This is a genomic window from Allomesorhizobium aridi (genome assembly GCF_043769475.1).
In the GTDB taxonomy this organism is placed as follows: domain Bacteria; phylum Pseudomonadota; class Alphaproteobacteria; order Rhizobiales; family Rhizobiaceae; genus Allomesorhizobium.
The window spans coordinates 4,242,164-4,267,294 of sequence record NZ_CP171729.1 but is presented as its reverse complement, the minus strand read 5'-3'; the positions used below and the strand labels follow the sequence as shown (position 1 = coordinate 4,267,294).

The window sequence follows — 25,131 nt, the reverse complement described above, 5'->3', positions numbered from 1 at the left end:
AGGGTTAGGCGCCGCGCCTCAATGCCTGAAATGCCTCACGCCGGTGAACACCATGGCGATGCCGTGCTCGTCGGCGGCGGCTATCACGTCGTGGTCGCGCATGGAACCGCCGGGCTGGATGACCGCCGTGGCGCCGGCCTCGATGGCGGACAGAAGCCCGTCGGCAAAGGGGAAAAAAGCGTCGGAGGCGACGACGGAGCCTTGGGTCAGCGGCTCGGCCAGGCCTGCCGCATCGGCGGCGTCGAGCGCCTTGCGCGCTGCGATGCGCGAGGAATCCACCCGGCTCATCTGGCCGGCGCCGATGCCGACGGTCGCGCCGTCCTTTGCATAGACGATGGCGTTGGACTTGACGTGCTTGGCGACGCGGAAGGCGAATTGCAGATCGGCTATTTCCTGCGGTGTCGGCGTGCGTTTGGTGACGACCTTCAGGTCGCGGGCGGCGATCACCGCATTGTCCCTGCCCTGCACGAGCAGGCCGCCGGCGACGGACTTGACTGTGATGCCGGGTGAGTGCGGGTCCGGGAGGCCGCCGGCCACCAACAGCCGCAAATTCTTCTTCGACGCCACGATCGCCTTCGCGTCGTGGCTGGCGTCGGGGGCGATGATGACCTCGGTGAAGGTCTTGACGATCTCCTCGGCGGCCTCGGCATCGAGCGGGCGGTTCATGGCGACGATGCCGCCGAAGGCCGAGACGGGGTCGCAGGCCAGCGCCTTCAGATAGGCTTCCTTCAGCGACTTTCCTTCCGCAACGCCGCAGGGGTTGGCGTGCTTGATAATGGCGACCGCAGCCGACCGCGAGGGATCGAATTCGCCGACGAGTTCGAAGGCGGCGTCGGTGTCGTTGATGTTGTTGTAGGAAAGCTGCTTGCCCTGGAGCTGGCGCGCGGTAGCGACGCCCGGGCGGCGGTCGCCGGTCAGATAGAAGCCGGCCTGCTGGTGCGGGTTCTCGCCGTAGCGCATGACGCTTTCGAGCTTGCCGCCGAAGGCGCGCCAGGCCGGGTTTTCTATCTCCAGCGCCTCGGCGAACCAGGCGGAGATCGCCGCATCGTAGGCCGCCGTGCGGGCAAAGGCCTTGGCGGCGAGCTTCTGGCGGAATTCCAGCGACAGGCTGCCGATATTCATCTCCAGCGCGCTGAGGAGCGGTGCGTAATCTTCCGGGTCGGTGACGATGGCGACATAGGCGTGGTTCTTGGCCGAGGCGCGGACCATTGCCGGGCCACCGATGTCGACGTTTTCCACGATCGACGCGTAGTCTGCGCCGGAACGGCGGACATCCTCGAACGGGTAGAGGTTGACGACGACGAGGTCGATCGGCTCGATGCCGTGTTCGCGCATCGCGTCCTGGTGCTCGGGGTCGTCGCGTATGCCGAGCAGCGCGCCGTGCACGGCCGGGTGCAGCGTCTTCACGCGCCCGTCCATAATCTCTGGAAAGCCGGTGAGGTCGGAAACGTCGCGCACCGGAATGCCGGCAGCCGCGATCGCCTTGGCGGTGCCGCCGGTGGAAACCAGCTCGACGCCGGAATGCGCCAGCGCGGCGGCGAAATCGACCAGCCCGGTCTTGTCCGAAACCGACAGCAGCGCGCGACGGACCGGCACGAGATCGGGGGCGGGAATCTTTTTCGAGGCGACGGCCATGGCGGGGGTCCTTCCGGATCGAAAGCGCTGTCGCGGGCCCGTAGCATAACGTTACCGGAAATCAAACGACGGATGGAAGAGGAACGTCAATCGCGGAGATGCTTCGCTCGGTCAGTCTGCCGGGGGGCGGGTTCGCGTCAGCTGCCAGCGCACTTCGCCGAATTGCGAGGCCTTGAAGGCGAGCACGATCTGCCGGCTGCGGCGCGGCCCGCCGAGACCGGCGAAGAAGATCGATTCCTCGACCTGCGGCTCGACCTCGTTGCAGGTCAGCGTCCAGCGGTCGGCGCGCGGCGCGGCGAGGACGAAGCGGCCATCGCGGTTGCGGAAAAGCTCGATATCCGGGTGGATGTGGAAACGGATAGCCACCTGATCGCGGCCGTTGTCGCGCACGGGCGCGCCGCCGGAGCGCAGGAAACGGTCCGTGCCGGTGAGGACATCGCCCTGACTGGAAAGCGAAAGCTCGCGCTCGTGATAGATACCGAAGGCCGGCACATAGCCGTCATGGCTGGCGACGAAGCCTTGTATGCCCTTCGAATCCATGCGCTCGCAGGGGACATGGCGTGGGCCGCCGATGAGCGGCGAGCCTAGCAGGTCGAAACGCGGGGAATGGGTGAAGCGCGCCGAGGAGGTATCATTGATCGTGGCAGTCGAATGCGCCGCGGTGGCGCGCGCCAGCGGCCGGAAATCCGCCGCGCCATAGGTGTCGACGCCGGCATTGACGATGAAATTATGCCGCCCCGACGACATCTCGAAGGACAGGCAGCCGGCATGGGCAGCAACCGAGACGTCGATGGGCGGCGGCAGGCCGGTATCGGCGATGACCGTGGTTTCGCCCATCGAGAGGCGTTCGTAGCCGGAATGCGGGGCGTGCAGCAGTGGCGCGCCGACCGTGTCGTCGTGGCGCAATATCGCGGCTATGCGGTCCTGGATGGTCGCGCCCATGCCGTTGAAGCGTGCGATGCTGCCGTCCTGATGGCGAAAGAAGCGCAGCGCCGGCAGCATGCGCTCGACCGCGCCGATAAGGGCTGCCGGGGGCGATTCGGCCTGGTTGGCGTAGGTCTGGCGCAGCGGCAGGAGGTCCGACAGAAGCTCCAGCACCACGATCGGATTGCGCGAGATGTGGCCGCCATCGGGGAGGATCTGGCGTTCGAGTTCTTCGGCGAGATTGCGCGTTGCGCTGCGCAGCGCCGATGACGGTGCGGGCAGCGACAGGGCGGCGAAAGCGAGCGCTATGCGTGTGCGCAGCCGCGCCTTGCCGTCGGGCAATTCACGCGCCATCGACCGCAGGTAGCGGATCTGCAATGCCAGCGATTTCAGGAAGGCACGGTAGAAGGGCAGTTCCGCGCCCTGCAGTACCACGGAGGAATGCTGCAGCCAGGCGATGATGCGCTTGGCGGTGGTCGCCGGCTCCCAGGCGACGCCGGAGATGCGGCCGCCATGGATCGCGATCCAGTCGGAAACCAGCGCGCGGGCGTTGGCGGCGGCGAGTTCGGTGCCGGCAGCGCGCATGTGGCGCAGCCAGCGGAAGCCGTGCAGCGATTTCTGCCAGCCGCGATTGGCCACCTCCATCTGGAAGGGTGAGCGGCCGCCGGTCTCGACCATGTGGCCGGAAAACGGAAAGCGGCCATAGTAGATTTCAAGCGCGATCTGCGGATCGGCCAGGCGCAGATCCGGCGGCGCGATCAGCACCCGCTCGGGCGTGCGGCCGGTATAGCGCCAGCGATAGACCGGGCCGGCGCGCAGGCGACGGCGGGCCCGGCGCCAATACTCCCTGGCAACGAGCGCCCAGAGACGCGTCGTATTGCCTGCAGCCACTGCCAAAAAGTCACCCTCCGGACGTTCCCCGCCGAAAAGAGTCCAGATGATTCAAGGCTTAACGCGAAGACGAAATTGCCCCGCCCGGCGGGATGTCCCCCGTAGAACTACTAGCCGAGGCGGCGGAGGCGCGCGGCGAAGAAGCCGTCCATCCCCGAAACAGCGGGGTCGCCGAGCGCCATGTCGGCGGGAGTGGTGCGGAGCGAGCCATGGGCGTCGAGGAACTGGTCGAGATCTGCGAACTCGCCGGGCAAAATTGATCGGCGGCGACGCCGGGCTGTGCTTCGAGGAATGCGGCGATGAGCGCCTCGCCCTCAAGCGGGTCGAGCGAGCAATTGGAGAATACAATGCGGCCGCCGGGTTTTGCGTAGCCAATCGCCCGTTCGAGCATGCGGCGCTGCAGGTCGGCGAGTTTCTCGATGTCGGCCGGCGACTTGGTCCAGGGCACGTCCGGATGGCGGCGCACCGTGCCAGTCGAGGAGCAGGGCGCGTCGAGCAGGACGGCGTCGAAAAGCTGTTCCGGCTCGAACTGCAAAATGTCGGCCTGGACGGTGGTTGCGGCCAAGCCGAGGCGCTGGAGGTTCGTTTCCAGCCGGGCCAGGCGGTTCTTCGAACTGTCGATGGCGATGACATGTGCGCCGGCCGCAGCCAGTTGCGCGGTCTTGCCACCCGGTGCGGCGCAGAGGTCGGCGACGCGCAGGCCGGCGATATCGCCGAACAGGCGCGCCGGCAGGCTGGCGGCGGCGTCCTGGACCCACCATGCACCTTCGGAATAGCCAGGCAATTCCGCGACCGGCGCGGCAAGCCGGACAACCCGCACCGAGCCCGTCGGCAAGACGATGCCGCCGAGTTCCGTGGCCCAGCGTTCCGGATCGGATTTGACGGTGAAGTCGACCGGGGCTTCGACGCGGTGAGCAGCGATGATCTTTTTGGCGGTGTCGGCGCCGTAAGCGGCGATGAGCCGGCTGCGGAACCATTCGGGCGCATCCTGCGTGTCGGCCAGCATGGCCGGCAGTTCCTCGGCCTTGCCGCGCGCCAGCGAGCGCAGCACGCCGTTGACCAGGCCGGAAAAGCGCGTGGTGCGCGAATCGGACTTGGCGTGGGTGACGGCGAGATCGACGGCGGCGCTGTCGGGAATATCGAGGAACAGGATCTGCGCGGCGGCGACGTGCAGGAGGTGCGACAGCGCCGTGGCGTTGGCGGGCAGCGGCTTTTCCAGCCGGGCCGAGATCAAATTGTCGATGGTGCGACGAAAGCGCAGCGCAGTGACGAGGATCGCCCGCACCAGCGAGCGGTCGCGCATGTCGAGCGCCCGGTATTGCGGATGGCCGTGCTCATGGTCAGTCAGCCCGTCGGCCGAGGTCTTCGCGTCGACAACGGCTGCGAGGAGTTTCGCGGCCGCCTTGCGGGCGGCGAGGCCGGGTGCATCGTTAGCGCGGGCAGGGGCGGCGCTTTCGGGCGATCTGCGGCTGCGGTGCAGGCCTTTTTCGGCCGTCACGACCACGGGCCCTTCGGCCCGGTCGGGTTGCGGCCCCACGGATTGGGTTTCGGTCTCGGCCTTCGGCTCGACCGGGCGTTCCGCGGGAGCGCCCCACGGCTGCGCCGTGCGTTCAGCGGGAGCGCTACGGCGAGCGCCATCCTGCGCCATGGCTTCGAGCGCGGCGATGCGGTTCTCGGTGTTGGGATGGGTCGAGAAAAGATTGTCCATGCGCTCGCCGGAAAGGGGATTGATGATGAAAAGATGCGCCGTTGCCGGATTGCGCTCGGCATCGGGGTTGTGGATGCGTTCGGCGTTGCGGGCGATCTTGTCAAGGGCGGATGCAAGCCAGAGCGGGTTGCCGCAGATTTCCGCGCCGCGGCGGTCGGCGGAATATTCGCGCGTGCGGCTGATCGCCATCTGCACCAATGCGGCTGCCAGGGGCGCAACGATCATCGCGACCAGCACGCCGATGATGCCGAGCGGATTGTTGTTATCGCGGTTGCCGCCGAAGAAGAAAGCGAAGTTGCCGAGCATGGAGATCGCACCGGCGAGCGTCGCGGTGATCGTCATCGTCAGTGTGTCGCGGTTCTGCACATGGGCGAGTTCGTGCGCCATGACCGCGGCTACCTCTTCGTGGGAGAGGCGGTCGAGCAGGCCCGTCGTGGCCGCCACGGCTGCATTTTGAGGGTTTCGGCCGGTGGCGAAGGCGTTGGGCTGCGGATTGTCGATCAGGTAGACCTTCGGCATGGGCAGGCCGGCGCTGGCGGCAAGGTCGCGGACGATACCGAAATATTCCGGCGCATTGCGCTCGTCGACCTCGACGGCGTGGTGCATCCTGAGCACCATCTTGTCGGCATTCCAGTAGCTGAAGAGGTTCATGCCCGCGGCAATGAGAAAGGCGATCATCATGCCGCCGCCGCCGCCAATCAGGTAGCCGACGCCCATGAAGAGCGCGGTCATGAAGGCCAGCAGCATTGCGGTGCGTATCATGTTCATCGTCGACTCCATCCGGCCGGCTGCGGAAGAAAGGCTCGAACCGCAGTGCCGGCCCGACTATATGATGGTGAACCTGCCGTCCGGTTTCAATTGCCTGCCATGAGGAGCGCCGATGTCCGACACCCGGCCAGCCAATGCCGACAAGGCCTCCACGGCCGCCAAGCGCCTGAGCCCGGCGGCGGAACGCGCGCTCAAGGAGGCGGAGGAACGCCGCCGGGTCTATAACGACCGCGAGGCGTCGCTGCCGAAAGAAATAGGCGGGCGCGGAGGCGCCGATCCGGGGCGTTATGGCGACTGGGAGGTCAAGGGCCTGGCCAGCGACTTCTGAGGCTTCGCCCGGCCGGGCGAAGCGGGTCTTCCGGCCGATTTGCCGGCGGCTTTTGCGGAACAAGAGGTACCATGGCGCGTTGAACGACAAACTGTCTTCTCTCCTTCCTCCGGGGCCCACACATGCTCATCAGGCTAGGCTATGAAATCGCGATCGAGTGCCCGCAGCCGACGCCAGTGATATCGGTCCTGGAAATCCACAAGGACCGGCAGAAGGACATAAAGAGGCAGACCCGCGTCATCACCTCGCCGAAGACGCCGAGCCGGGTCTATGAAGATCGCTACGGCAACAGCTGCCGCCGTTTCGTGGCGCCGGCGGGCGGATTCCGCATCCTGTACGATGCGGTGGTCGAGGACAGCGGCGAGCCCGACGAGACAAATACGCAGGCCGGTGAGACGCCCATAGAGGAGCTCCCCGACGATGCGATCGGCTATCTGCTCGGCAGCCGCTATTGCGAGACCGACCATCTGGGCAATCTTGCGTGGAACCTGTTCGGGCAAGAGCCGCCGGGTTGGGCGCGCGTTCAGGCGATCACCGATTACGTGCATAACCGGCTGTCCTTCGGCTACGGCTATGCGCGTCACACCCGCACGGCCGCCCAGGCGCACGAGGAACGGGTCGGCGTCTGCCGCGACTTCGCGCATCTGGCGATCACGCTTTGCCGGTGCATGAACATCCCCGCCCGCTACGTGAACGGTTATCTGGGCGATATCGGCGTGCCGCCGGACCCGGCGCCGATGGATTTCAACGCCTGGTTCGAGGCGTTCCTCGACGGGAAGTGGTACACATTCGACGCTCGCCATAATATGCGGCGCATCGGTCGCGTCGCCGTCGCGCGCGGCCGCGACGCAACCGATGTGCCGCTGCTGCACAGCTTCGGGCCGCACAGCCTGACCACCTTCAAGGTATGGACCTACGAGCAGGAGAACCATCCCTCCAAGCCGCCCTACCATGGCGTCGATCGCACCATCGGCGCGCATATGATTGCCTGACCCGAACCTCAACATATCTGATCCCAGATCGGCATTGCATCGTTCCCGGAAATAGGAATAAATGCCTTGTCATGGATTCGCGGTCTTTTCACGAACGAAAATCGATTCCCGGCTATGCAGCGATGCTGGCGGGCGTGGTGCTGTTTGCCGCGGAGCCGGCCTATGCGGCGAAGAGCTTCAGGGGGCCGGTCGAGGCTACCGTCGTCGAGGTCATCGACGGCGACACGTTCCTGGCCGAAGCGCATATCTGGCCGGGGCAGTCCGTCCGCGTGAACATCCGTGTTCGCGGCATAGACGCGCCGGAGATGAAGAGCCGCTGCGAGAGCGAGCGCGTCGCGGCGATGCACGCCCGCGCGGTGCTGGCCGAACTGATCGGCGGCGGCGCGATCTCGATCTCCAATATCGGCGGCGCGAAATATTACGGCCGCGTGCTGGCCGACGTCGCCACGCAAGAGGGCGCAGCCGTATCGAAAATCATGATCGAGCGGAACATCGTGCGCCCATACGGGGGTGGAAAACGGCGGAGCTGGTGCGACTGAACCAGTATGGCACGGGCAACTGTGCCACTGAGGGACAGCTTGTCAAGCTGATTTCCCGAGCCCGCGGCGGCGCCCGGCCGGAAAGGAAATGCCGGCGGAGCTGTTTACCGGCGGTTTACCACCATGCCGGGCAATGTTCCGTAAAAACAATCCATTAGCACTTTCATGTACCAGTTCGGCCGTATAGAGGGGCGGTTCCGGCCGGATTCCTGCATTGTCCCGTTCAGGCGGCGCAATCCGCCGAAACGGAGGCGGGAACGATGCGGATTTTCGACAAAGCGAGACAGGTCGCGGGCAGCTTCACCGGCGATAGGCGCGGCAATTTCGCGATTCTGACGGGTGTGATAGCCTCGATGCTGATGCTGTCGGTTGGCCTCGGCGTCAATGTGGCGCAGTCGTACCAGCTCAAATCCAGCCTGCAAAATGCGCTCGACGCTGCGGTGACCTCGACCGCGCGCGACCTGACGACAGGCGCGATCGAGCCGGAAGAGGCGCGCAAGATGGTCGAGGCGTTTCTGGGCGTCAACAGCGATCCTAAATTCGCGACGACGGAACAGTTCGTGCTGGAACAGCTGGTGATCGACCGCATGGCGAAGACCATCGAGGCGACGGCCTACGCAAATGTGAACCTGGCATTCCCCATATTCTCGACCAAGGACCCCCGTGTTTCAATCACCTCGGCCGCCGTCTATTCCGACAAGACGATCGAGGTGGCGATGATGCTGGATGTGACCGGGTCGATGGGCGGCCATAAGATCAACGATCTGAAAACGGCGGCGAAAAACGCAGTCGACGCGTTCCTTGACGGTCAGGATCCGAAGAAGCCGCGCGTCCGCGTGGCGATCGTGCCTTACGCCAATTCGGTCAATGCCGGCAGCCTCGCAGGTGCCAGCGTGTTCGTCGAGCGGAAAACCTCCGACCGCAAGCAGGCGCCTGGCTCGGACGATCCGATCGCCGTTTCCGGCAGCGCGACCCGCTTGGACAATTGCGCCACCGAGCGCAAAGGCAGCGAGCAGTATACGGATGCCGGTCCGGATGTCTCGATGGTCAACCGCGATCTGCTCCTGACCGAGTTCTCCAAGGAATCCCGAACCCGCGCATGTCCGGTTGCCGCTCTGACGCCTCTAACAGCCGACGCCGCCGCTCTGAAGGCCACAATCAAGGATTTCGTGGCCGAGGGCGGCACCGGCGGCCACATTGGCATCCAGTGGGCCTGGTATATGCTTTCGGAACGGTGGTCGGGCGTTCTCGAAGAAAGTGCGCGACCGACGAAGTTCGACCCAAAAAAGATTGGCAAATACGCGATCCTCATGACCGACGGCGAATTCAACCTATCCTACTTCGACGCAAGCGAATCATCCGAGGTCTATAACGGCGCGGGCAAGGAGCCGACCCGAACCGCTGCGAAGAAACTCTGCGCGGCCATGCGCGCGCAGAACATTGAAATCTTCAGCGTGGGTTTCAAGCTCGAAAACAGCTACGCGAAAGACGTGATGAAGGATTGCGCCACCCCCGATACCGGCAGCGTCAAGCACTATTACCAGACTTCGACCGGAGCCGAACTCGACAAAGCCTTCCAGGAAATAGCGCGCAACATCGAAGGGCTGGCGCTGACCAAGTAGTGCCGCAGCGTTCGGGCAAAGGAAAAGGCCGCCGCTTCTTTCGAAGCAGGCGGCCTTCCGTGTTTCCGTCCGTGGCGCGGCCCCTGGCCGTAACCTCATCTGTCAGAGCATGAGCTTTTCAGATCGTGCTCGAGGTCACAAGCCGCGCATCTTGCGCCGTTAACGGGAAGGCTGCTTCCCGAAAGGGCAATCCGCTGAGGCCACGTTCTGGAAAACGAAATCACTCGACATCGGATCACCTCCTTTCGATTTGTTGAACACCCGCTAAGGATGGGGTGTTCGTTTGGAAATGGCAAGCGCGAGCGGAAAATTCGCCGGGAGCGTGTTCCGAAAGCAACAAAACCATTGTGACGGCGCGGCCGAGCGGCCATCATGTGCCCGCCAAGGGGACGCCGGACTCCAGATCCGGCGGCACGGAGAGGATGGACAGCGCAGCCAGGGCAGCCCGGATCATCCGGACAATGGTCGACGAACTGAAGCCGGACTTCGCGGTGCGGCTCTGGAACGGCGAGCGCATCGGGCCGGCCGGCGGGCCGGTGGTGGCGATCAACGACAGCCGCATCGTTGGCCGCGTCATATGGCGTCCGGTGTTCGCGACGCTGGTCGAACTCTGGGTCTCCAAAGCCATCGATGTCGAAAACGGCTCGCTGTTCGACATCGTCGCGCGCCGCCCGCAGGTAAAATTGAAGGCCATGCTGCGCCAGATTCCCAAGCTTCAGCTGCTGCGCGACCTGCCGGCGCTGATGCTTTCGAGCGGGCGCGACGCGGCGCTCGACCGGCTGGCCGGCCGCACCCCCTTTGTCAGCGGCTCCAACAAGGAGGCGATCACCCACCACTACGACATCTCGAACGCCTTCTACCGGCTCTTCCTCGACGAGCGGATGGTCTACAGCTGCGGCTACTTCAAAGATTTTTCCAACGGCATCGACCAGGCGCAGGCCGACAAGCTCGACCATATCTGCCGCAAGCTGCGGCTGAAGCCCGGCGAGACCCTGCTGGACATCGGCTGCGGGTGGGGTGCGATGCTGATCCATGCCGCCAAGCATTATGGCGTTACCGGCCACGGCGTCTCGCTGTCGGAGGCGCAGACCGCGCTCGCCCGCGAGCGCATCCGCGCGGAAGGGCTGGAGGACCGCATCACCATCGAGGTGAAGCCTTATTCCGAACTGACCGGGAAATTCGACAAGATCTCGTCGATCGGCATGTTCGAGCATCTCGGGCTGGCCAACCACGAGGCCTATTTCCTCGCCGTCCACCGGTTGCTCAAGCCCGGCGGCATCTATCTGCATCACGCGATCACGAGGCGCATGAAGCGGGACCGCAAGGCCTGGAAGCGCAAGGCTCCAAGCTACAAGGCGCTGATCAAGTATATTTTCCCGGGCGGCGAGGTCGATCATATCGGCATGACGGTGGAAAACCTGGAAGCCTACGGCTTCGAGGTGCACGACGTCGAGAATTTGCGCGAGCACTACGCCCGCACGTGCAGGTTGTGGGCGGAACGGCTGCATGCCCGCTTCGACGAGGCGATCGCCGAGGTCGGCGAGGCCAAGGCGCGGCTATGGCTGCTCTATCTCACCGGCTGCTCGCTCGGTTTCAACGGCGGCTCGGTGCTGATCTATCAGACGGTGGCGACGCGGCGCGCGCGCGGCCCTAGCGGGCTGCCGCCGACGCGGGCCGATTTGTACAGGTAGCTGTCTGATTTCAACGGCGTGGCGTTACTGCTTCTTGGTGCAGGTGCCGTTCGTGTTTTTTGCCAGGCACTCGTTGCAGAACTCGCCATAAGTCGGCTTCGTTTCGCGCTCATCATAGTCTGAGGTGGGCCAGTTCTGGCAATTGGTGCAGAAGTGCCAGGTGTCCTTCCCATTCCGCTTGCGATATTTCATCACGGGCTCCCGCCATCAAGCGCCGGGAATCGGCGCTCGCTACGGTTGTATCAGAATTGACTAAAACTGCAACCTGAAGTTTCGATCCTGCCCGTGAGGGGGAAAGGGGTTCCGTGCATCGGAGCGATGGGAACCGGATATGGGCAGTATCCGAGGGGAGCTGATAATTTCTTGTTTGCCCCGATTTCAGCAGTAATCAGCATCGGATCGGACGATCGTCGAAAGCTGTCGCGTCACAGCCGATCGCGCATGTGCAGTTCTCCTCCCCTCAGGGAGCGGAACGCACTGTGCTACGCCCTCTTGTTCTGCCTGTTCGCGACGAGATCGTCGACGACGGCGGGATCGGCGAGTGTCGAGGTGTCGCCGAGCGCGCCAAAATCGTTCTCGGCGATTTTCCGCAGGATGCGCCGCATGATCTTGCCCGAGCGGGTTTTCGGCAGGCCCGGCGCGAACTGGATCTTGTCGGGCGAGGCGATGGCGCCGATCTCCTTGCGGACGTGGGCGACAAGCTCCTTGCGGAGGTCGTCCGACCATTGTTCGCCAGCCATCAGGGTGACGTAGCAGTAGATGCCCTGGCCCTTGATGTCGTGCGGGTAGCCGACGACCGCGGCTTCCGAAACCTTTTCATGGCTGACCAGCGCCGATTCCACTTCGGCGGTGCCCATGCGGTGGCCGGAAACGTTGATGACGTCGTCGACGCGGCCGGTGATCCAGTAATAGCCGTCCTCGTCGCGGCGGCAGCCGTCGCCGGTGAAATATTTGCCTTTGTAGTTCGAAAAATAGGTCTGGATGAAACGGTCGTGGTCGCCATAGACGGTGCGCATCATGCCGGGCCAGGAATCGGTGATGCAAAGGTTGCCACTGGCCGTGCCTTCCAGAACCTTGCCGTCATTGTCGACAAGTTCAGGTTGCACTCCGAAGAACGGCCGCGTCGCCGAGCCAGGTTTCAGGTCCGTCGCGCCGGGCAGCGGCGTGATCAGAATGCCGCCGGTCTCGGTCTGCCACCACGTGTCGACGACTGGCACCTTCCCGTTGCCGACGGTGTTGAAATACCATTCCCAGGCTTCCGGGTTGATCGGCTCGCCGACGGTGCCAAGCACCCGCAGCGACTTGCGCGAAGTCTTCTTCACATGGCTGTTGCCGGCGCCCATCAGCGCGCGGATGGCGGTCGGCGCGGTGTAGAAGATATTGACCTTGTGCTTGTCGATGACTTCCCAGAAGCGCGAGGGCGAAGGGTAGTTGGGCACGCCTTCGAACATCAGCGTCGTGGCGCCGTTGGAGAGCGGCCCGTAGACGATGTAGCTGTGGCCGGTGACCCAGCCGACATCGGCGGTGCACCAGTAGATGTCCTTGTCATGGTAGTCGAAGACATATTGGTGGGTCATCGAGACGTAGACGAGATAGCCGCCCGTGGTGTGGAGCACGCCCTTCGGCTTGCCGGTCGAGCCCGAGGTGTAGAGGATGAACAGCGGATCCTCGGCCTTCATCTTCTCGGGCTTGCAGTCGGGTTTCACCGAGGCGACCTCGTCGTGGTACCAGAGATCGCGGCCTTCCACCCAGGCGATTTTGCCACCCGTGCGGCGCACCACCAGAACCTTCTCGACTTTGGCACCGTCACGCGCGGCGATCTCGATCGCCTTGTCGGTGTTGTCCTTCAGCGGAACAGTCTTGCCGCCCCGCAGGCCTTCGTCGGCGGTGATGACGAAAGTCGAGCGGCAATCCTCGATACGGCCGGCGAGCGAATCCGGCGAAAAGCCGCCGAAGACGACGGAATGGATGGCGCCGATGCGGGTGCAGGCGAGCATCGCATAGGCGGCCTCGGGAATCATCGGCATGTAGATGGTGACGCGGTCGCCCTTCTTGACGCCGTGCTTCCTCAGCGCATTGGCGAGGCGGCAGACATGCTCGTGCAGCTCATTGTAGGTGATCTTCTTGTCGTCGTACGGATTGTCGCCCTCCCAGATGATCGCGGTCTGGTTGCCGCGCTTCTTCAGATGGCGGTCGATGCAATTGTACGAGACGTTGGTCAGCCCGTCCTCAAACCACTTGATCGAGACCTTGCCGGTGAAGGAGGTGTTCTTGACCTTGGTGTAGGGCTTGAACCAGTCGATGCGCTTGCCGTGCTTGCCCCAGAACCTGTCCGGGTTCTTGACGCTCTCGGCGTACCATTTCAGGTACGTCTCGTTGTCGATGAGCGCGTTCTTCTTCCACTCCGGCTTGACGCGGTGGATTTTTGCCTCGGACATTCTGTCTCCCTCCCGAAATGAAGCTGGCGTCGAACGCGCCGGCATCTCCGCCGCAAGGGCGGATTTGCGGGCATTTATTATCATTTGGCCGCTTGCCACAATATTAGACGTTGGATTCGCCGCGGCGGCATGCCGCACCTGCGCCGCCGAACCATGGGCGAGGCCTGTCAGCACTCGCCGGCTGTTGCTGCCAAGCTTTTGATTTCGTGGATGAAACCGGATCGGCTACATTGCGTTGTCAATAGACGGTTAACCATCGCGCCGCACACTCTGGCGGTGGAGGACTTGTCTGAGAGGCTCGAAGGACGCCATGCGCGACACATCGGAAATGGAACTGATGCTGATGGGATATGGGCTGACCACGGCGCAGTTCCTCTATCATCTCCCTGACCACCCGCATCTGCTGCAGACCTTCGTCTGGCAGGAATACGACATCGCGCCGAAGTTTCCGGTGCTGGTGAAGTTCATCGACTTCTGGCGGACGAAACTCGACGGGCCGCTGCATTCGGTGACCTATACCCACCAGAAGCTGATCGCGCCGAACGAATGGCGCAAGGTCGACGGGGAATTCGTGCTGCATTAGCCGTCCCCGCCGTCCCTACCGCGCATTTGCCGGCCTCGTCAGACCGCGGGCGGGCTGAGCCGCGCAAAACCCTCCTGCCGGCGGTAGGGGAAATACGGATAGGGCGCGGTGACGGCGCTCGCCTCATCAAGCGTCTTGATCTGCGCGGGCGTCAGCGCCCAGCCGACTGCACCCAAATTCTGGCGAAGCTGCTCCTCGTTGCGGGCGCCGATGATGACCGACGACACGGTCGGGCGCTGAAGCAGCCAGTTGATGGCGATCTGCGGCACCGTCTTGCCGGTTTCCTCGGCCACCGCGTCGAGCGCGTCCACGATCCGGAACAGATGATCGTCGTCGACCGGCGGCCCGTAACTTGCCGTCTCGTGCAGCCGGCTTCCTTCCGGCAGCGGCTGGCCGCGGCGAATCTTGCCGGTCAGGCGTCCCCAGCCGAGCGGGCTCCACACCAGCGCGCCCACGCCCTGGTCGAGCCCGAGCGGCATCAATTCCCATTCGTAGTCGCGGCCGAGCAGCGAATAGTAGACCTGATGCGCTACGTAGCGCGGCCAGCCGTGCCTGTCGGCCAGTCCGAGCGATTTCATCACCTGCCAGCCGGAGAAATTGGATACGCCGATATAGCGGAGCTTGCCGGCACGCACGAGACCGTCAAGCGTCGACAGAACCTCCTCGATCGGCGTCCCAGCGTCGAAGGCATGCAGTTGCAGGAGGTCGATATAGCCAGTGCCCAACCGCCGCAGCGCGTCCTCGACTGCCTTGATGAGGCGGGAGCGGGAAGAGCCAGCATCGTTTGGCCCGTCGCCCATCGGCAGCGAGGTCTTGGTAGAGATGAGCACGGCGTCGCGGCGTCCCTTGATGGCCTCGCCGAGCACCTCTTCCGAGGCGCCGTTTGAATAGACATCGGCGGTGTCGAAGAGGTTGACGCCCGCTTCGAGGCAGATATCGATCAGCCGCCGCGCCTCCCTGGCGTCGCTGGTGCCCCAGGCGCCGAAAAGCGGTCCCGAACCGCCGAAGGTTCCTGCACCGAAGCTGAGGGCCGGCACCTTGAGGCCGGATGCGCCAAGACGTCTGTATTCCATGGTAAAATTCCTTTTCGTTTCGGAGGTGGTTCAGTAGCAGCGATTCTCGCCGGCGTCCGTTCGGGCCGGTGCGTTGCAATCATTCCGCAGCGTCGGGGCAGGCGGCGGCGGGAACTAGGCGTTCGTCGCGTGCCTCAAGGCGCAGGGCAGCGAGCGCGACGGCGATCGCTGCGAGCGGGACCAGCCCTGCAACCCAGGTGACCGCGCCGAGGCCTGGACCATGGTCGATGACGAAACCGCCGAGCCAGGCGCCGATGGCGTTGCCGAGGTTGAAGGCGGCGATGTTGAACGACGAGGCGAGGCCCTGGCCGGCGCCCTCGGCCTTGTCCAGCACCCACATCTGCAGCGGCGCGACGGTGGCGAAGGCGGCGGCGCCGAACAACCCGATCGCGACGACCGCCAGCACCTGGCTGTGGATGGCGAAGGTCATGGCGAACAGCACGACCGACAGCGCGGCGAGGCTGCCCAGCATCGTCGGCACCAGCCTCTGGTCGGCAAACCGCCCGCCGAGCAGATTGCCGATGACGAGGCCGCCGCCGAAGACCAGCAGGATCGGCGACACGCCGGCCTCGGAGAAACCGGTGATCCGGGTCAGGATCGGCGCGATGTAGGTGAAGCCGGCGAAGACGCCGACCCAGGAAAGCACGGTGGTTGCGAGGCCGAGCAGCACGGCGCGGCGGCCGAGCACGGGGAGCACTCCTTCCGAACTCTCTTCCGAACCGCCAGCCGGATTGTCGCGCGGAACCAGAAGCGCGATGACCGCGATGGCGATCACCCCGACCAGCGTGACGGCCAAGAATGTCGAACGCCAGCCATAGGCCTGGCCGAGCCAGGTGCCGAACGGCACGCCGAGGATGTTGGCGACGGTCAGTCCGGTGAACATCACGGCGATGGCCGAGGCCTTCTTGTTGGCCGGCACCAGACCGGTGGCGACGACCGAGCCGACGCCGAAGAACGAAGCATGGGCGAACGCGGTGAGCACGCGGGCGGCCATCAGCGTCCAGTAGTCGGGCGCCAGCGCGCAGGCGAGATTGCCGACGGTGAAGACGACCATCAGGCTCGTCAGCAGCGTCTTCTTCGACCAGCGGCCGGAGATGGCGCCGAGCAGCGGGGCGCCGACCACGACACCGAGCGCATAGCCGGAAATCAGCATGCCGGCCGCCGAGATCGAGACGCCGAGATCGGCGCTGACATCGAGCAGCAGGCCCATGATGACGAATTCGGTAACGCCGATGCCGAAGGCGCCGGCAGTGAGGGCGTAGAGAGCGAGAGGCATCTGGCGGGTCCCTTCCTTTTCGTAGGCGCCGCGTCCCCCCGCGCCGTTTTCGAAAGATCGTGACCCTGCCGGCTGTGAACCAGCCTTGATCAAGGCACATTTTCTGTGAAATAAATTCACGAATGGCGAGGCCCGAAATAAACCGTTCCGGCGAGATCGAAGTTTTTGTGCGTGTCGTCGAGGAGCAGAGCTTCTCCGCTGCGGCGCGCGAATTGCGGATGACGCCTTCGGCGGTCAGCAAGCTGATCGCGCGGCTGGAGAACAGGCTCGGCGCCCGCCTGGTGCGCCGCTCGACCCGCAAATTGCAGGTTACGCCGGAAGGCGTCGCCTTCTATGAGAGCGGGCTGCGCATCCTGGCCGAGATCGCGGCGGCGGAGCGCGAGGCAGCGGCGGGGGCAGCGCCGCGCGGACGCTTGCGCGTCAATTGCCTGGTGCCGTTCGGCCAGCACAAACTGGTCCCGCTGATCCCGAAATTCCTGGAGCTCAACCCGGAAATCTCGATCGACCTGTCGCTCACCGATCGCGTCGTCGATCTGCTCGAGGAGCGCGCCGACCTGGCGATCCGCGCCGGCCCGCTCGCCGAGTCGAGCCTCGTCGCCCGCAAGCTCGGCCAGAGCCGTATGGTGGTGGTCGCGTCACCCTCCTACCTCGAAAAGCATGGCAGGCCGGAAACGCCGGCCGATCTTCACCGTCACAACGTGCTGGGCTTCTGCTTTTCGCGTCTCGTCGAGGGCTGGCATTTCCACGACCGCCAAGGCCGGCCGGTCAGCGTCATGCCGTCCGGCAAGTCGCTGGTAAGCGACGGCGAATCGATGCGGCTAATGGCGCTCGCCGGCGGCGGCATCGCCCGGCACGCTCTCTGGCACGTCGGCCCTGACATCGCGGCGGGGCGGCTGGTTCCCTTGCTCGAAGAGTTCAATCCCGGCGACGACGAGCCGGTCCACGCCGTCTATGTCGGCCAGGGCAAGCACCTGCCGGCGCGGGTCCGTGCCTTCCTCGATTTCCTGGTCGAGAACGTGCGGTTATAGGCGGCGCTGCCGCCCCGAGAGTACGGATCAGGCGTCTAGCGGCTTCCGAAGATCGCGCTGCCTACCCGCACGCTCGTCGCGCCGAAGGCAATGGCGAGTTCGTAGTCGCCGGACATGCCCATCGACAACTTCTTGACGCCGGCTTCACGCGCCAGTTTTTCAAGGAGCGCGAAATGCGGGCCGGGGTTCTCGTCCAGCGGCGGAATGCACATCAGCCCCTCGACGGCGAGGCCGTGGACATTGCGGCAGCGGCCGACGAACGCGACCGCCTCGCGCGGTTCTATGCCGGCCTTCTGCGGTTCGGAGCCGGTGTTGACCTGGACGAAAAGCCGCGGCGCCTTGGCCTGCTTGCGGATTTCGGCGGCAAGTGCTGCCGCGATCTTCTCGCGATCGACCGTCTCGATGACATCGAACAGCGCCACGGCCTCCTTCGCCTTGTTCGACTGGAGCGGGCCGATGAGATGAAGCTCCACATCGGGGAATTCGACCTTCAGCGCCGGCCATTTGCCCTGCGCTTCCTGGACCCGGTTCTCGCCGAAGACGCGCTGGCCGGCCAAAAGAACGGGGTTTATGTCGGGCGCGCCGAAGGTCTTCGTCACGGCGACCAGCGTCACCGAACCGGGCTCGCGGCCGGCCTGCCGCTCGGCGGCGGCGATTTTCGTCCTTACCGCGGCAAGCTGTTCGACCGCATCCGCCATGTCCATATATCCCGGTTGTCGTCCGCCGCCGTAGTGGGCCATGGTGTTGACGGGTCCGGCAAACCGTGGTGAAGGTCCGCCCGTCCGTCAATCCGCACGTCTTTTAAGTGAAAAACCGGTCATGGCAACCGAACGATACAATCCGCGCGCGTCCGAACCCAAATGGCAGAAGGCCTGGAACGGGGAAAAGCTGTTCGAGACGAAGAACGACGACCCGCGCCCGAAATATTATATGCTGGAGATGTTTCCCTATCCGTCCGGGCGCATCCATATGGGCCACGTCCGCAACTACGCGATGGGCGACGTGGTGGCGCGTTATCGCCGCGCCAAGGGATTCAACGTGCTGCACCCGATAGGCTGGGATGCCTTCGGCCTGCCGGCGGAGAACGCGGCGCGCGACAACAAGGTCAATCCGCGCGACTGGACCTACGCCAACATCGAGACGATGAAAGGCCAGCTGAAGACGATGGGCCTGTCGTGGGATTGGTCGCGCGAGTTCGCCACCTGCGATCCGTCCTATTACAAGCACCAGCAGCGCATGTTCCTGGATTTCTGGAAGGCCGGGCTGGCCGAGCGCAGATCCGCCAAGGTCAACTGGGACCCGGAGGACATGACCGTGCTCGCCAACGAGCAGGTCATAGACGGCCGCGGCTGGCGCTCCGGCGCGCTGGTCGAGCAGCGCGACCTGACGCAATGGTTCTTCAAGATCACGTCGATGTCGCAGGAACTGCTCGAAGGCCTCGACACGCTCGACAAGTGGCCGGAAAAGGTCAAGCTGATGCAGGCGAACTGGATCGGCCGCTCGGAAGGCATGCTGATCCGCTGGCCGCTGGCGAAGGAAACAGCGCCGGCAGGCGAGACCGAGCTCGAAGTCTATACGACGCGTCCGGATACGATTTTCGGCGCCTCGTTCATGGCGATCGCCGCCGACCATCCGCTGGCGAAGAAGGCCGCGGATGGCGATATCGAACTGGCCGCCTTCATCAAGGAGATCAAGCGCGGCGGCACGTCGACGGCTGAGATCGCAACTGCCGAGAAGAGGGGCTTCGACACGGGCATTCGCGTCGTTCACCCTTTCGATCCGGAATGGACGCTGCCGGTCTATGTCGCGAATTTCGTGCTGATGGACTACGGCACCGGCGCCATATTCGGCTGCCCGTCCGGCGATCAGCGCGACCTCGACTTCGCCAACAAATATGGCCTGCCGGTGGTTCCGGTGGTGATGCCGGCCGACGCTGACGCGAAAACCTTCCAGATCATCGATGAGTCCTATGTCGACGACGGCGTGATGATCAATTCGCGCTTTCTCGACGGCATGACGCCGGAAAGGGCATTCGAGGAGGTGGCGACGCGGCTGTCCGGCGTGACCGTCGGCAACCGGCCGCAGGGCGAACGCAAGGTGCAGTTCCGGCTGCGCGACTGGCTGATCTCGCGCCAGCGCTGCTGGGGTGCGCCTATCCCGGTGATCTATTGCGACGCTTGCGGCGCGGTGCCGGCCAAGGCGCTGCCTGTCGAACTGCCGCACGATCTGTCGTTCGAAAAGCCGGGCAACCCGCTTGACCACCATCCGACCTGGAAACATGTCGACTGCCCGGAATGCGGCAAGCCGGCCCGGCGCGACACCGATACGATGGATACGTTCGTCGATTCATCGTGGTATTTCGCGCGCTTCACCGATCCGTGGAACGACGAGGCGCCGACCACACTGTCGGCCGTCGACGGCAAGAACGGCTGGCTGCCGGTCGACCAGTACATCGGCGGCGTCGAGCACGCGATCCTGCATCTGCTCTACTCGCGCTTCTTCACGCGGGCGATGCGGATCACCGGCCATCTGAACCAGGTGAAGGAGCCGTTCGCGGGCATGTTCACCCAAGGCATGGTGGTGCACGAAACCTACAAGGGCCCGAAGGGCTGGGTGCAGCCAGCCGAGGTCAAGATCGAGGAGACGGACGGAAAGCGCCGCGCGACGCTGCTTGCGACCGGCGCAGAGATCGAGATCGGCGCGATCGAGAAGATGTCGAAGTCGAAGAAAAACGTCGTCGATCCCGACGACATCATCGCCAGCTACGGCGCCGACACGGCGCGCTGGTTCATGCTGTCGGATTCGCCGCCGGAGCGCGATGTGATCTGGACGGAAGCCGGCGTGGAAGGGGCGCATCGCTTCGTGCAGCGCATCTGGCGGCTGGTTTCAGAAGCCGCGCCGGCGCTTGCCGGAGTTGCGCCGGAATCCGCAGGCGAAGGCGAGGCCGGGGCGGTTTCCAAGGCTGCGCACAGGACGGTGAAGGCTGTCGGCGAAGAGATCGACAGGCTCGGATTCAACAAGGCGGTCGCGCGCATTTATGAACTGTCCAACACGCTGCAAGGGCCATTGGCCGAAGTGGCGGCGGGCAAGGCGTCGCCGGCGATGGCTGCGGCCGCCCGGCAGGCGCTGGAGATGCTGGTCGTGATGATCGCGCCGATGATGCCGCATCTGGCCGAGGAGTGCTGGGCAGCACTTGGCGGCGAAGGTTTCGTGGCGAACCGGCCATGGCCGGAATTCGATCCTGCGCTGACGGTCGACAACGACGTGGTCTATCCCGTGCAGATCAACGGCAAGAAGCGCGGCGACCTGACGATCGCCCGCGACGCTGACCAAGGCGCGGTGGAGAAGGCGGCGCTGGCGCTCGATTTCGTGCAGAAGGCGCTCGAGGGCAAGGCGCCGCGCAAGGTGATCGTGGTGCCGCAGCGGATCGTCAACGTCGTCGCCTGAGTGCCGGCGGGCACAACTGCGAGGCAGGCGCGGCGCGGAAAACCGCGCCGCGTTTAGGGCTGAATCAGCCGATCTTCTGGCCGGTCTTGGCCCAGTCGGAGAGGAAGGCTTCCAGCCCCTTGTCGGTCAGCGGATGCTTGACCAGAGCCTTCAACGTCGCAGGCGGAACGGTGGCGACGTGAGCTCCGATCATTGCTGCTTGCTTGACATGATTGACCGTACGAATCGACGCGGCGAGGATTTCCGTATCGAAATTGTAATTGTCGTAGATCATCTTGATCTCACCGATCAGTTCCATGCCATCGACGCCCATGTCGTCGATGCGGCCGATGAAGGGCGAGATGAAGGTGGCGCCGGCCTTGGCGGCGAGCAGCGCCTGGGTGGCCGAAAAGCAGAGCGTGACATTGACCTTGCGGCCGTCGCCGGTGATCGCCTTGCAGGCTTTCAGGCCGTCGAGTGTAAGCGGCACCTTGATGCAGATATTGTCGGCGATCCTCGACAGCACCTCGGCTTCGCGCATCATCTCCTTGTATTCGGTGGCGACGACTTCGGCCGAGACCGGACCTTCGACGATGCTGCAAATCTCCCGAGTGACTTCGGTGATGTTGCCGCCGGATTTCAGGATCAGCGATGGATTGGTGGTGACGCCGTCGAGCAGCCCCAGATCGTTGAGTTCGCGGATTTCCTTCACGTCGGCGGTGTCGACGAAGAATTTCATGGCAGTCTCCCTGGCAAATTGACATGCGCCGCACGAGGGCGCCGGGCGGGTTGGACTTTGCTCTAGCCGAAAGTCCGGGCAAGGTCACGCGCAATGAAACAAGATTCGCACCCACTGCTTGCCGTACCCGTTCTCGTGCCGATGCCGGCCGAGCGGCCCTACACCTATGCGGTGCCGGCCGGGATGCATGTCGAGCCGGGCTCGATCGTGCGCGTGCCGCTCGGACCGCGGCAGGTGGCGGGCATCGTCTGGGATTCGGCATGCGAGACGGTCGACGCGAGGAAGCTTCGGCCGATCGAGCAGGCGTTCGACTGCCCGCCGATCAGCAGGGAGATGCGCCGTTTCGTCGACTGGATCGCGACCTATACGCTTTCGGCGCCCGGAATGGTGGCGCGGATGATCTTGCGCGCGCCGGAGGCTTTCGACCCGGAACCGTGGATCGAAGGGCTGATAAGGACCGACGCCGAGCCCGACAGGATGACCGCCGCTCGCTTACGTGTCCTGGAGATGGCCGCCGACGGGTTGGCCTGGACCCGCTCCGGGCTGGCGCATGCGGCCGGCGTTTCGTCGACGGTAATCGACGGCCTGAAGGCGCAGGGGGTGTTCGAGACGGCGATGATCCCGCCGCGGCCGATCGTCGCCGCACCCGACCCGGGCTTTGCGGCGGCCGCTTTGACCGGCGATCAGGAGAAGGCGGCAGCGTCCTTGCGCGAATCCGGCGCAAAGGGCGCATTCGGCGTGACGCTGATCGACGGCGTGACCGGTTCGGGCAAGACCGAAGTCTATTTCGAGGCGGTTGCGGCGGCGCTGTTAAAAGGCAAGCAGGTGCTGATCCTGCTGCCGGAAATCGCGCTGACCCAGGCATTCCTCGAGCGGTTCCAGGACAGGTTTGGCGCGAAGCCGGCCGAGTGGCACTCCGACCTCGCGCCACGCATGCGCGAAAAGGTCTGGCGGCAAGTGGCGGAAGGCGGCGTCAGGGTGGTGGCGGGCGCGCGCTCGGCGCTGTTCCTGCCGTTCAGGGATCTCGGGCTGATCGTCGTCGACGAGGAGCACGACCCTGCCTACAAGCAGGAGGATCGCGTCTTCTATAATGCGCGCGACATGGCGGTGGTGAGGGCGCATATCGGCGATTTTCCGGTGGTGCTGGCCTCGGCGACGCCGTCCATCGAAAGCAGGGTCAATGCGAGCCAGGGCCGCTACGCCCGCGTGGCGCTGCCGGCGCGTTTCGCGGAAGCAGCACTTCCCGACATCAAGGCGATCGACATGCGCCGCGCTCCGCCGGCGCGGGGCGGCTATTTGTCGCCGATCCTCATCGGCCATGTGCGCGAGACGCTTAGCCGGGGCGAGCAGTCGCTGCTTTTCCTCAACCGTCGCGGCTATGCGCCGCTGACGCTCTGCCGGGTCTGCGGCCATCGCTTCCAGTGCCCGGATTGTTCTGCCTGGCTGGTCGAGCACCGCTTTCGCGGACAGCTCGTCTGCCACCATTGCGGACACAATGAAAAGCGGCCGGAGGCCTGCCCGGAATGCGGCGCGCTCGACCATCTCGTCGCCTGCGGGCCGGGGGTGGAGCGGATCGCCGAGGAGGTGGTCGGGCATTTTCCCGATGCGCGCACGATCGTGCTGTCATCCGACATCATGGGCGGGGTGAAGCGGCTCAGGCTCGAACTGGAAGCGATCGCCAAGGGCGAGGCCGACATCGTCATCGGCACGCAACTGGTGGCCAAGGGGCACAATTTTCCCAACATGACGCTGGTCGGGGTGGTCGACGCCGATCTCGGCCTCGCCAATGGCGATCCGCGCGCCGCCGAGCGGACCTTTCAACTGCTGAGCCAGGTCACGGGCCGAGCCGGGCGGACCGGCAAGAAAAGCCTCGGGCTGCTGCAGACGTTCCAGCCCGATCACCCGGTGATGCGGGCGATCGTGTCGGGCGATGCCGAAGCATTTTACGAGCGCGAGATTGCGGAGCGCGAAAAGGCCGGGCTGCCGCCCTTTGGCCGGCTGGCCGGCATCATAGTCAGCGCCGCCACGCGGGCCGAGGCCGAAGCGCATGCGCGGCAATTGAGGCGGGCCGCGCCGGCGGCTAGCGACATCCATGTGCTTGGGCCGGCGGAGGCGCCGCTGGCGCTGATCGGCGGACGCCATCGGTTCCGGCTTCTGGTGCAGGGCGAACGCCGCTCGGATATGCAGGGTTTTCTGCGCGTCATGCTGGCCAACGGACCGAAGCTGCGCGGCTCGGTGCGGGTTCAGGTGGACATCGATCCGCAGAGCTTTTTGTGACTATGCGCTGTTTCTGACCGGCCTCGCGATGACGCCGAACAGGCTTGAACGACTGGCATCCGACTCGATCACCTCCGGCACCTCGAAGCGGTTGGCTTCGAGGTTGGCGAGGAGCTTCGCCTCGGCCTGCTTGCGTCCCGCTAGCGATGGCGGTTCGTAGAAGAGGAAGAGCGTTCCGCCCGGCGCGAGCAGCTTCCGCACGACATCGAGGCCCATCTCGGCGTCGAGCCAGAACAGATTGACGTTGACGGCGAAGATCTTGTCGAAGGATTGCGCCGGGTCTGTCATATCCTCCAAGGCGATGTGCCGGAAGGAAGCCTTGCCGGCGGCGGCGTGATCTTCGTTCCTGAGCCGGGCGGCGTCGATGGCGGTTGCCGACCTGTCTATTGCCGTGATCGTTCCGGAGGACAGCAGGGGACAGATGAGGGAAACGGCCACGCCGCGGCCGCAGCCGATCTCCAGCAACCGCTCGTGGCCGGCGATTTTCAGTTCCTCGACCGCCCAGCTCAGCCTCTCCGGAATCTTTTGGGCCACCATGGTTCCTCCATCGCGCTCCGAGCCATCTGGCGAAGTCGCTGCCGATCGATAGTATGGCAGCGGTTCGAGCGATTCTGGAGGGGACGACGATGGAATTCGCATTTCCGTGGCCGGTGAGCCAAGGCGAGTGGCTGGCGTGGTCTTCGGCGGCCGTGACCGTGCTGCTCGGCTTGATGTTCTTTTTCGCGCCGCGCCTGTCGTTCAGGGCGTTGCGGCTGCAGACGACCGAGGCGCACCCCGAAGCGGTGGCGGAAGGGCGCGCCACAATGTCGGGCTTCTATCTCGGCGTCGGCCTGTGCTGCATCCTCCTGGCGCAGCCGCTGCTCTACATGGCGCTCGGTTTTTCGTGGCTGTTCACCGCGTTCGGGCGGCTGGTGTCGATTCTGTCGGACCGCGGCAACACGCTCTACAATTGGATTTTCGTGCTCGTCGACTTCGTGCTTGCGGCGCTTCCGCTGGGCTTCGCCTTCGGCCTCCTGCAATGAATCCAGCGCGTCTCCGCGCGGTCTTCGCAGGGCTGCGACAAAACTGCCCAAATGCCCGTCCGGCAACGTGTTGCGGTCGGTAAAGGCCTGTGCTAGACGGCAATCGACTTTCGCTCGGGGACGCGCTGCGCGCATGCCCGCTGAGAAAAAAATCGCAGTAAGGTCAAAGAT

At 64.6% G+C, this 25,131-nt stretch carries 20 protein-coding genes and 1 pseudogene; 10 read left to right on the top strand and 11 right to left on the bottom strand.

Annotation, left to right across the window (positions count from 1 at the left end; all coding sequences use genetic code 11):
* Window positions 1-18 precede the first annotated feature (18 nt).
* From purH to htpX, 4 genes and pseudogenes are all read right to left on the bottom strand, one after another.
* A complete protein-coding gene (gene purH / locus ACG873_RS23075; RefSeq protein WP_394887947.1) occupies window positions 19-1,635 on the bottom strand; it encodes a bifunctional phosphoribosylaminoimidazolecarboxamide formyltransferase/IMP cyclohydrolase in 1,617 nt (538 codons plus the stop codon).
* Between the two features lie 111 nt (window positions 1,636-1,746).
* Window positions 1,747-3,456, bottom strand: coding sequence for a heparinase II/III family protein (locus tag ACG873_RS23070; protein ID WP_394887945.1), 1,710 nt, complete (start codon window positions 3,454-3,456; stop codon window positions 1,747-1,749).
* Between the two features lie 52 nt (window positions 3,457-3,508).
* Window positions 3,509-4,948: an RsmB/NOP family class I SAM-dependent RNA methyltransferase gene (locus ACG873_RS23065; RefSeq protein ID WP_394887942.1), complete on the bottom strand. Its 1,440-nt coding sequence runs from the start codon at window positions 4,946-4,948 to the stop codon at window positions 3,509-3,511.
* Window positions 4,945-5,926 (bottom strand): annotated as a pseudogene (gene htpX, locus ACG873_RS23060) (zinc metalloprotease HtpX). Before htpX ends, ACG873_RS23065 begins: the two are co-directional and overlap by 4 nt.
* A gap of 112 nt (window positions 5,927-6,038) precedes the next feature.
* Here htpX and ACG873_RS23055 point away from each other — a divergent pair.
* From ACG873_RS23055 to ACG873_RS23035, 5 genes are all read left to right on the top strand, one after another.
* Window positions 6,039-6,254, top strand: a complete 216-nt coding sequence (locus ACG873_RS23055; RefSeq protein ID WP_394887940.1) for a DUF1674 domain-containing protein — start codon at window positions 6,039-6,041, stop codon at window positions 6,252-6,254.
* Between the two features lie 122 nt (window positions 6,255-6,376).
* Window positions 6,377-7,246 carry a transglutaminase-like domain-containing protein gene (locus tag ACG873_RS23050; RefSeq protein ID WP_394887937.1) on the top strand — a complete coding sequence of 290 codons (870 nt, stop codon included), beginning with the start codon at window positions 6,377-6,379 and terminating at the stop codon, window positions 7,244-7,246.
* Between the two features lie 71 nt (window positions 7,247-7,317).
* A complete protein-coding gene (locus ACG873_RS23045; RefSeq protein ID WP_394887935.1) occupies window positions 7,318-7,785 on the top strand; it encodes a thermonuclease family protein in 468 nt (155 codons plus the stop codon).
* A gap of 260 nt (window positions 7,786-8,045) precedes the next feature.
* Window positions 8,046-9,407 (top strand): pilus assembly protein TadG-related protein, encoded by a 1,362-nt coding sequence (locus tag ACG873_RS23040; protein ID WP_394887933.1) that lies wholly within the window; start codon window positions 8,046-8,048, stop codon window positions 9,405-9,407.
* Window positions 9,408-9,829: 422 nt separating this feature from the next.
* The gene (locus ACG873_RS23035) at window positions 9,830-11,098 is read left to right on the top strand and encodes a class I SAM-dependent methyltransferase (protein ID WP_394887931.1); all 1,269 of its coding nucleotides are present in this window, start codon (window positions 9,830-9,832) and stop codon (window positions 11,096-11,098) included.
* Between the two features lie 24 nt (window positions 11,099-11,122).
* Here the strand turns inward: ACG873_RS23035 and ACG873_RS23030 are convergent, their stop codons facing one another.
* Window positions 11,123-11,290 carry a hypothetical protein gene (locus tag ACG873_RS23030; protein ID WP_394887929.1) on the bottom strand — a complete coding sequence of 56 codons (168 nt, stop codon included), beginning with the start codon at window positions 11,288-11,290 and terminating at the stop codon, window positions 11,123-11,125.
* Window positions 11,291-11,580: 290 nt separating this feature from the next.
* Window positions 11,581-13,536 (bottom strand): acetate--CoA ligase, encoded by a 1,956-nt coding sequence (acs, locus tag ACG873_RS23025; protein ID WP_394887928.1) that lies wholly within the window; start codon window positions 13,534-13,536, stop codon window positions 11,581-11,583.
* A 310-nt stretch (window positions 13,537-13,846) separates the two neighbouring features.
* Between acs and ACG873_RS23020 the strand changes: the two genes are divergently transcribed.
* The gene (locus ACG873_RS23020) at window positions 13,847-14,119 is read left to right on the top strand and encodes an usg protein (RefSeq protein ID WP_394887927.1); all 273 of its coding nucleotides are present in this window, start codon (window positions 13,847-13,849) and stop codon (window positions 14,117-14,119) included.
* 38 nt (window positions 14,120-14,157) lie between these two features.
* Here ACG873_RS23020 and ACG873_RS23015 read toward each other — a convergent pair whose 3' ends face one another.
* Both ACG873_RS23015 and ACG873_RS23010 read right to left on the bottom strand, forming a co-directional pair.
* Window positions 14,158-15,192 (bottom strand): aldo/keto reductase, encoded by a 1,035-nt coding sequence (locus ACG873_RS23015; RefSeq protein WP_394887926.1) that lies wholly within the window; start codon window positions 15,190-15,192, stop codon window positions 14,158-14,160.
* A gap of 79 nt (window positions 15,193-15,271) precedes the next feature.
* Entirely contained in the window at window positions 15,272-16,468 is a 1,197-nt protein-coding gene (locus ACG873_RS23010) for an MFS transporter (RefSeq protein WP_394887924.1), read from the bottom strand.
* 122 nt (window positions 16,469-16,590) lie between these two features.
* On the opposite strand from ACG873_RS23010, the gene ACG873_RS23005 reads away from it, so the two are divergent.
* Window positions 16,591-17,496, top strand: a complete 906-nt coding sequence (locus tag ACG873_RS23005) for a LysR family transcriptional regulator (protein WP_394887922.1) — start codon at window positions 16,591-16,593, stop codon at window positions 17,494-17,496.
* Window positions 17,497-17,531: 35 nt separating this feature from the next.
* On the opposite strand, the gene ACG873_RS23000 is transcribed toward ACG873_RS23005, so the two are convergent.
* On the bottom strand, window positions 17,532-18,194 hold the full coding sequence (locus tag ACG873_RS23000; RefSeq protein WP_394887920.1) for a YggS family pyridoxal phosphate-dependent enzyme: 663 nt from the start codon (window positions 18,192-18,194) through the stop codon (window positions 17,532-17,534).
* 121 nt (window positions 18,195-18,315) lie between these two features.
* Between ACG873_RS23000 and leuS the strand changes: the two genes are divergently transcribed.
* Window positions 18,316-20,943 (top strand): leucine--tRNA ligase, encoded by a 2,628-nt coding sequence (gene leuS, locus ACG873_RS22995; RefSeq protein WP_394887919.1) that lies wholly within the window; start codon window positions 18,316-18,318, stop codon window positions 20,941-20,943.
* A 64-nt stretch (window positions 20,944-21,007) separates the two neighbouring features.
* On the opposite strand, the gene fsa is transcribed toward leuS, so the two are convergent.
* Complete coding sequence (gene fsa, locus ACG873_RS22990) at window positions 21,008-21,661, bottom strand: fructose-6-phosphate aldolase (RefSeq protein ID WP_394887917.1); 654 nt, start codon at window positions 21,659-21,661, stop codon at window positions 21,008-21,010.
* 93 nt (window positions 21,662-21,754) lie between these two features.
* Here fsa and ACG873_RS22985 point away from each other — a divergent pair, with 93 nt between their 5' ends.
* The gene (locus ACG873_RS22985) at window positions 21,755-23,938 is read left to right on the top strand and encodes a primosomal protein N' (protein ID WP_394887915.1); all 2,184 of its coding nucleotides are present in this window, start codon (window positions 21,755-21,757) and stop codon (window positions 23,936-23,938) included.
* Here the strand turns inward: ACG873_RS22985 and ACG873_RS22980 are convergent, their stop codons facing one another.
* Entirely contained in the window at window positions 23,939-24,475 is a 537-nt protein-coding gene (locus tag ACG873_RS22980; RefSeq protein ID WP_394887914.1) for a class I SAM-dependent methyltransferase, read from the bottom strand.
* Window positions 24,476-24,564: 89 nt separating this feature from the next.
* Here ACG873_RS22980 and ACG873_RS22975 point away from each other — a divergent pair, with 89 nt between their 5' ends.
* Window positions 24,565-24,960, top strand: coding sequence for a DUF4345 family protein (locus tag ACG873_RS22975; RefSeq protein ID WP_394887911.1), 396 nt, complete (start codon window positions 24,565-24,567; stop codon window positions 24,958-24,960).
* The last annotated feature ends 171 nt before the right edge of the window (window positions 24,961-25,131 follow it).

Coding starts and splice junctions, on each gene's coding strand:
- ACG873_RS23035 (WP_394887931.1), top strand. CDS start 9,830: ATGGACAGCGCAGCCAGGGCAGCCCGGATCATCCGGACAATGGTCGAC.
- ACG873_RS22985 (WP_394887915.1), top strand. CDS start 21,755: ATGAAACAAGATTCGCACCCACTGCTTGCCGTACCCGTTCTCGTGCCG.
- ACG873_RS23045 (WP_394887935.1), top strand. CDS start 7,318: ATGGATTCGCGGTCTTTTCACGAACGAAAATCGATTCCCGGCTATGCA.
- ACG873_RS23020 (WP_394887927.1), top strand. CDS start 13,847: ATGCGCGACACATCGGAAATGGAACTGATGCTGATGGGATATGGGCTG.
- ACG873_RS23010 (WP_394887924.1), bottom strand. CDS start 16,468: ATGCCTCTCGCTCTCTACGCCCTCACTGCCGGCGCCTTCGGCATCGGC.
- acs (WP_394887928.1), bottom strand. CDS start 13,536: ATGTCCGAGGCAAAAATCCACCGCGTCAAGCCGGAGTGGAAGAAGAAC.
- ACG873_RS23055 (WP_394887940.1), top strand. CDS start 6,039: ATGTCCGACACCCGGCCAGCCAATGCCGACAAGGCCTCCACGGCCGCC.
- leuS (WP_394887919.1), top strand. CDS start 18,316: ATGGCAACCGAACGATACAATCCGCGCGCGTCCGAACCCAAATGGCAG.
- purH (WP_394887947.1), bottom strand. CDS start 1,635: ATGGCCGTCGCCTCGAAAAAGATTCCCGCCCCCGATCTCGTGCCGGTC.
- ACG873_RS23040 (WP_394887933.1), top strand. CDS start 8,046: ATGCGGATTTTCGACAAAGCGAGACAGGTCGCGGGCAGCTTCACCGGC.
- ACG873_RS22980 (WP_394887914.1), bottom strand. CDS start 24,475: ATGGTGGCCCAAAAGATTCCGGAGAGGCTGAGCTGGGCGGTCGAGGAA.
- ACG873_RS22975 (WP_394887911.1), top strand. CDS start 24,565: ATGGAATTCGCATTTCCGTGGCCGGTGAGCCAAGGCGAGTGGCTGGCG.
- ACG873_RS23000 (WP_394887920.1), bottom strand. CDS start 18,194: ATGGCGGATGCGGTCGAACAGCTTGCCGCGGTAAGGACGAAAATCGCC.
- ACG873_RS23030 (WP_394887929.1), bottom strand. CDS start 11,290: ATGAAATATCGCAAGCGGAATGGGAAGGACACCTGGCACTTCTGCACC.
- ACG873_RS23050 (WP_394887937.1), top strand. CDS start 6,377: ATGCTCATCAGGCTAGGCTATGAAATCGCGATCGAGTGCCCGCAGCCG.
- ACG873_RS23015 (WP_394887926.1), bottom strand. CDS start 15,192: ATGGAATACAGACGTCTTGGCGCATCCGGCCTCAAGGTGCCGGCCCTC.
- fsa (WP_394887917.1), bottom strand. CDS start 21,661: ATGAAATTCTTCGTCGACACCGCCGACGTGAAGGAAATCCGCGAACTC.
- ACG873_RS23005 (WP_394887922.1), top strand. CDS start 16,591: ATGGCGAGGCCCGAAATAAACCGTTCCGGCGAGATCGAAGTTTTTGTG.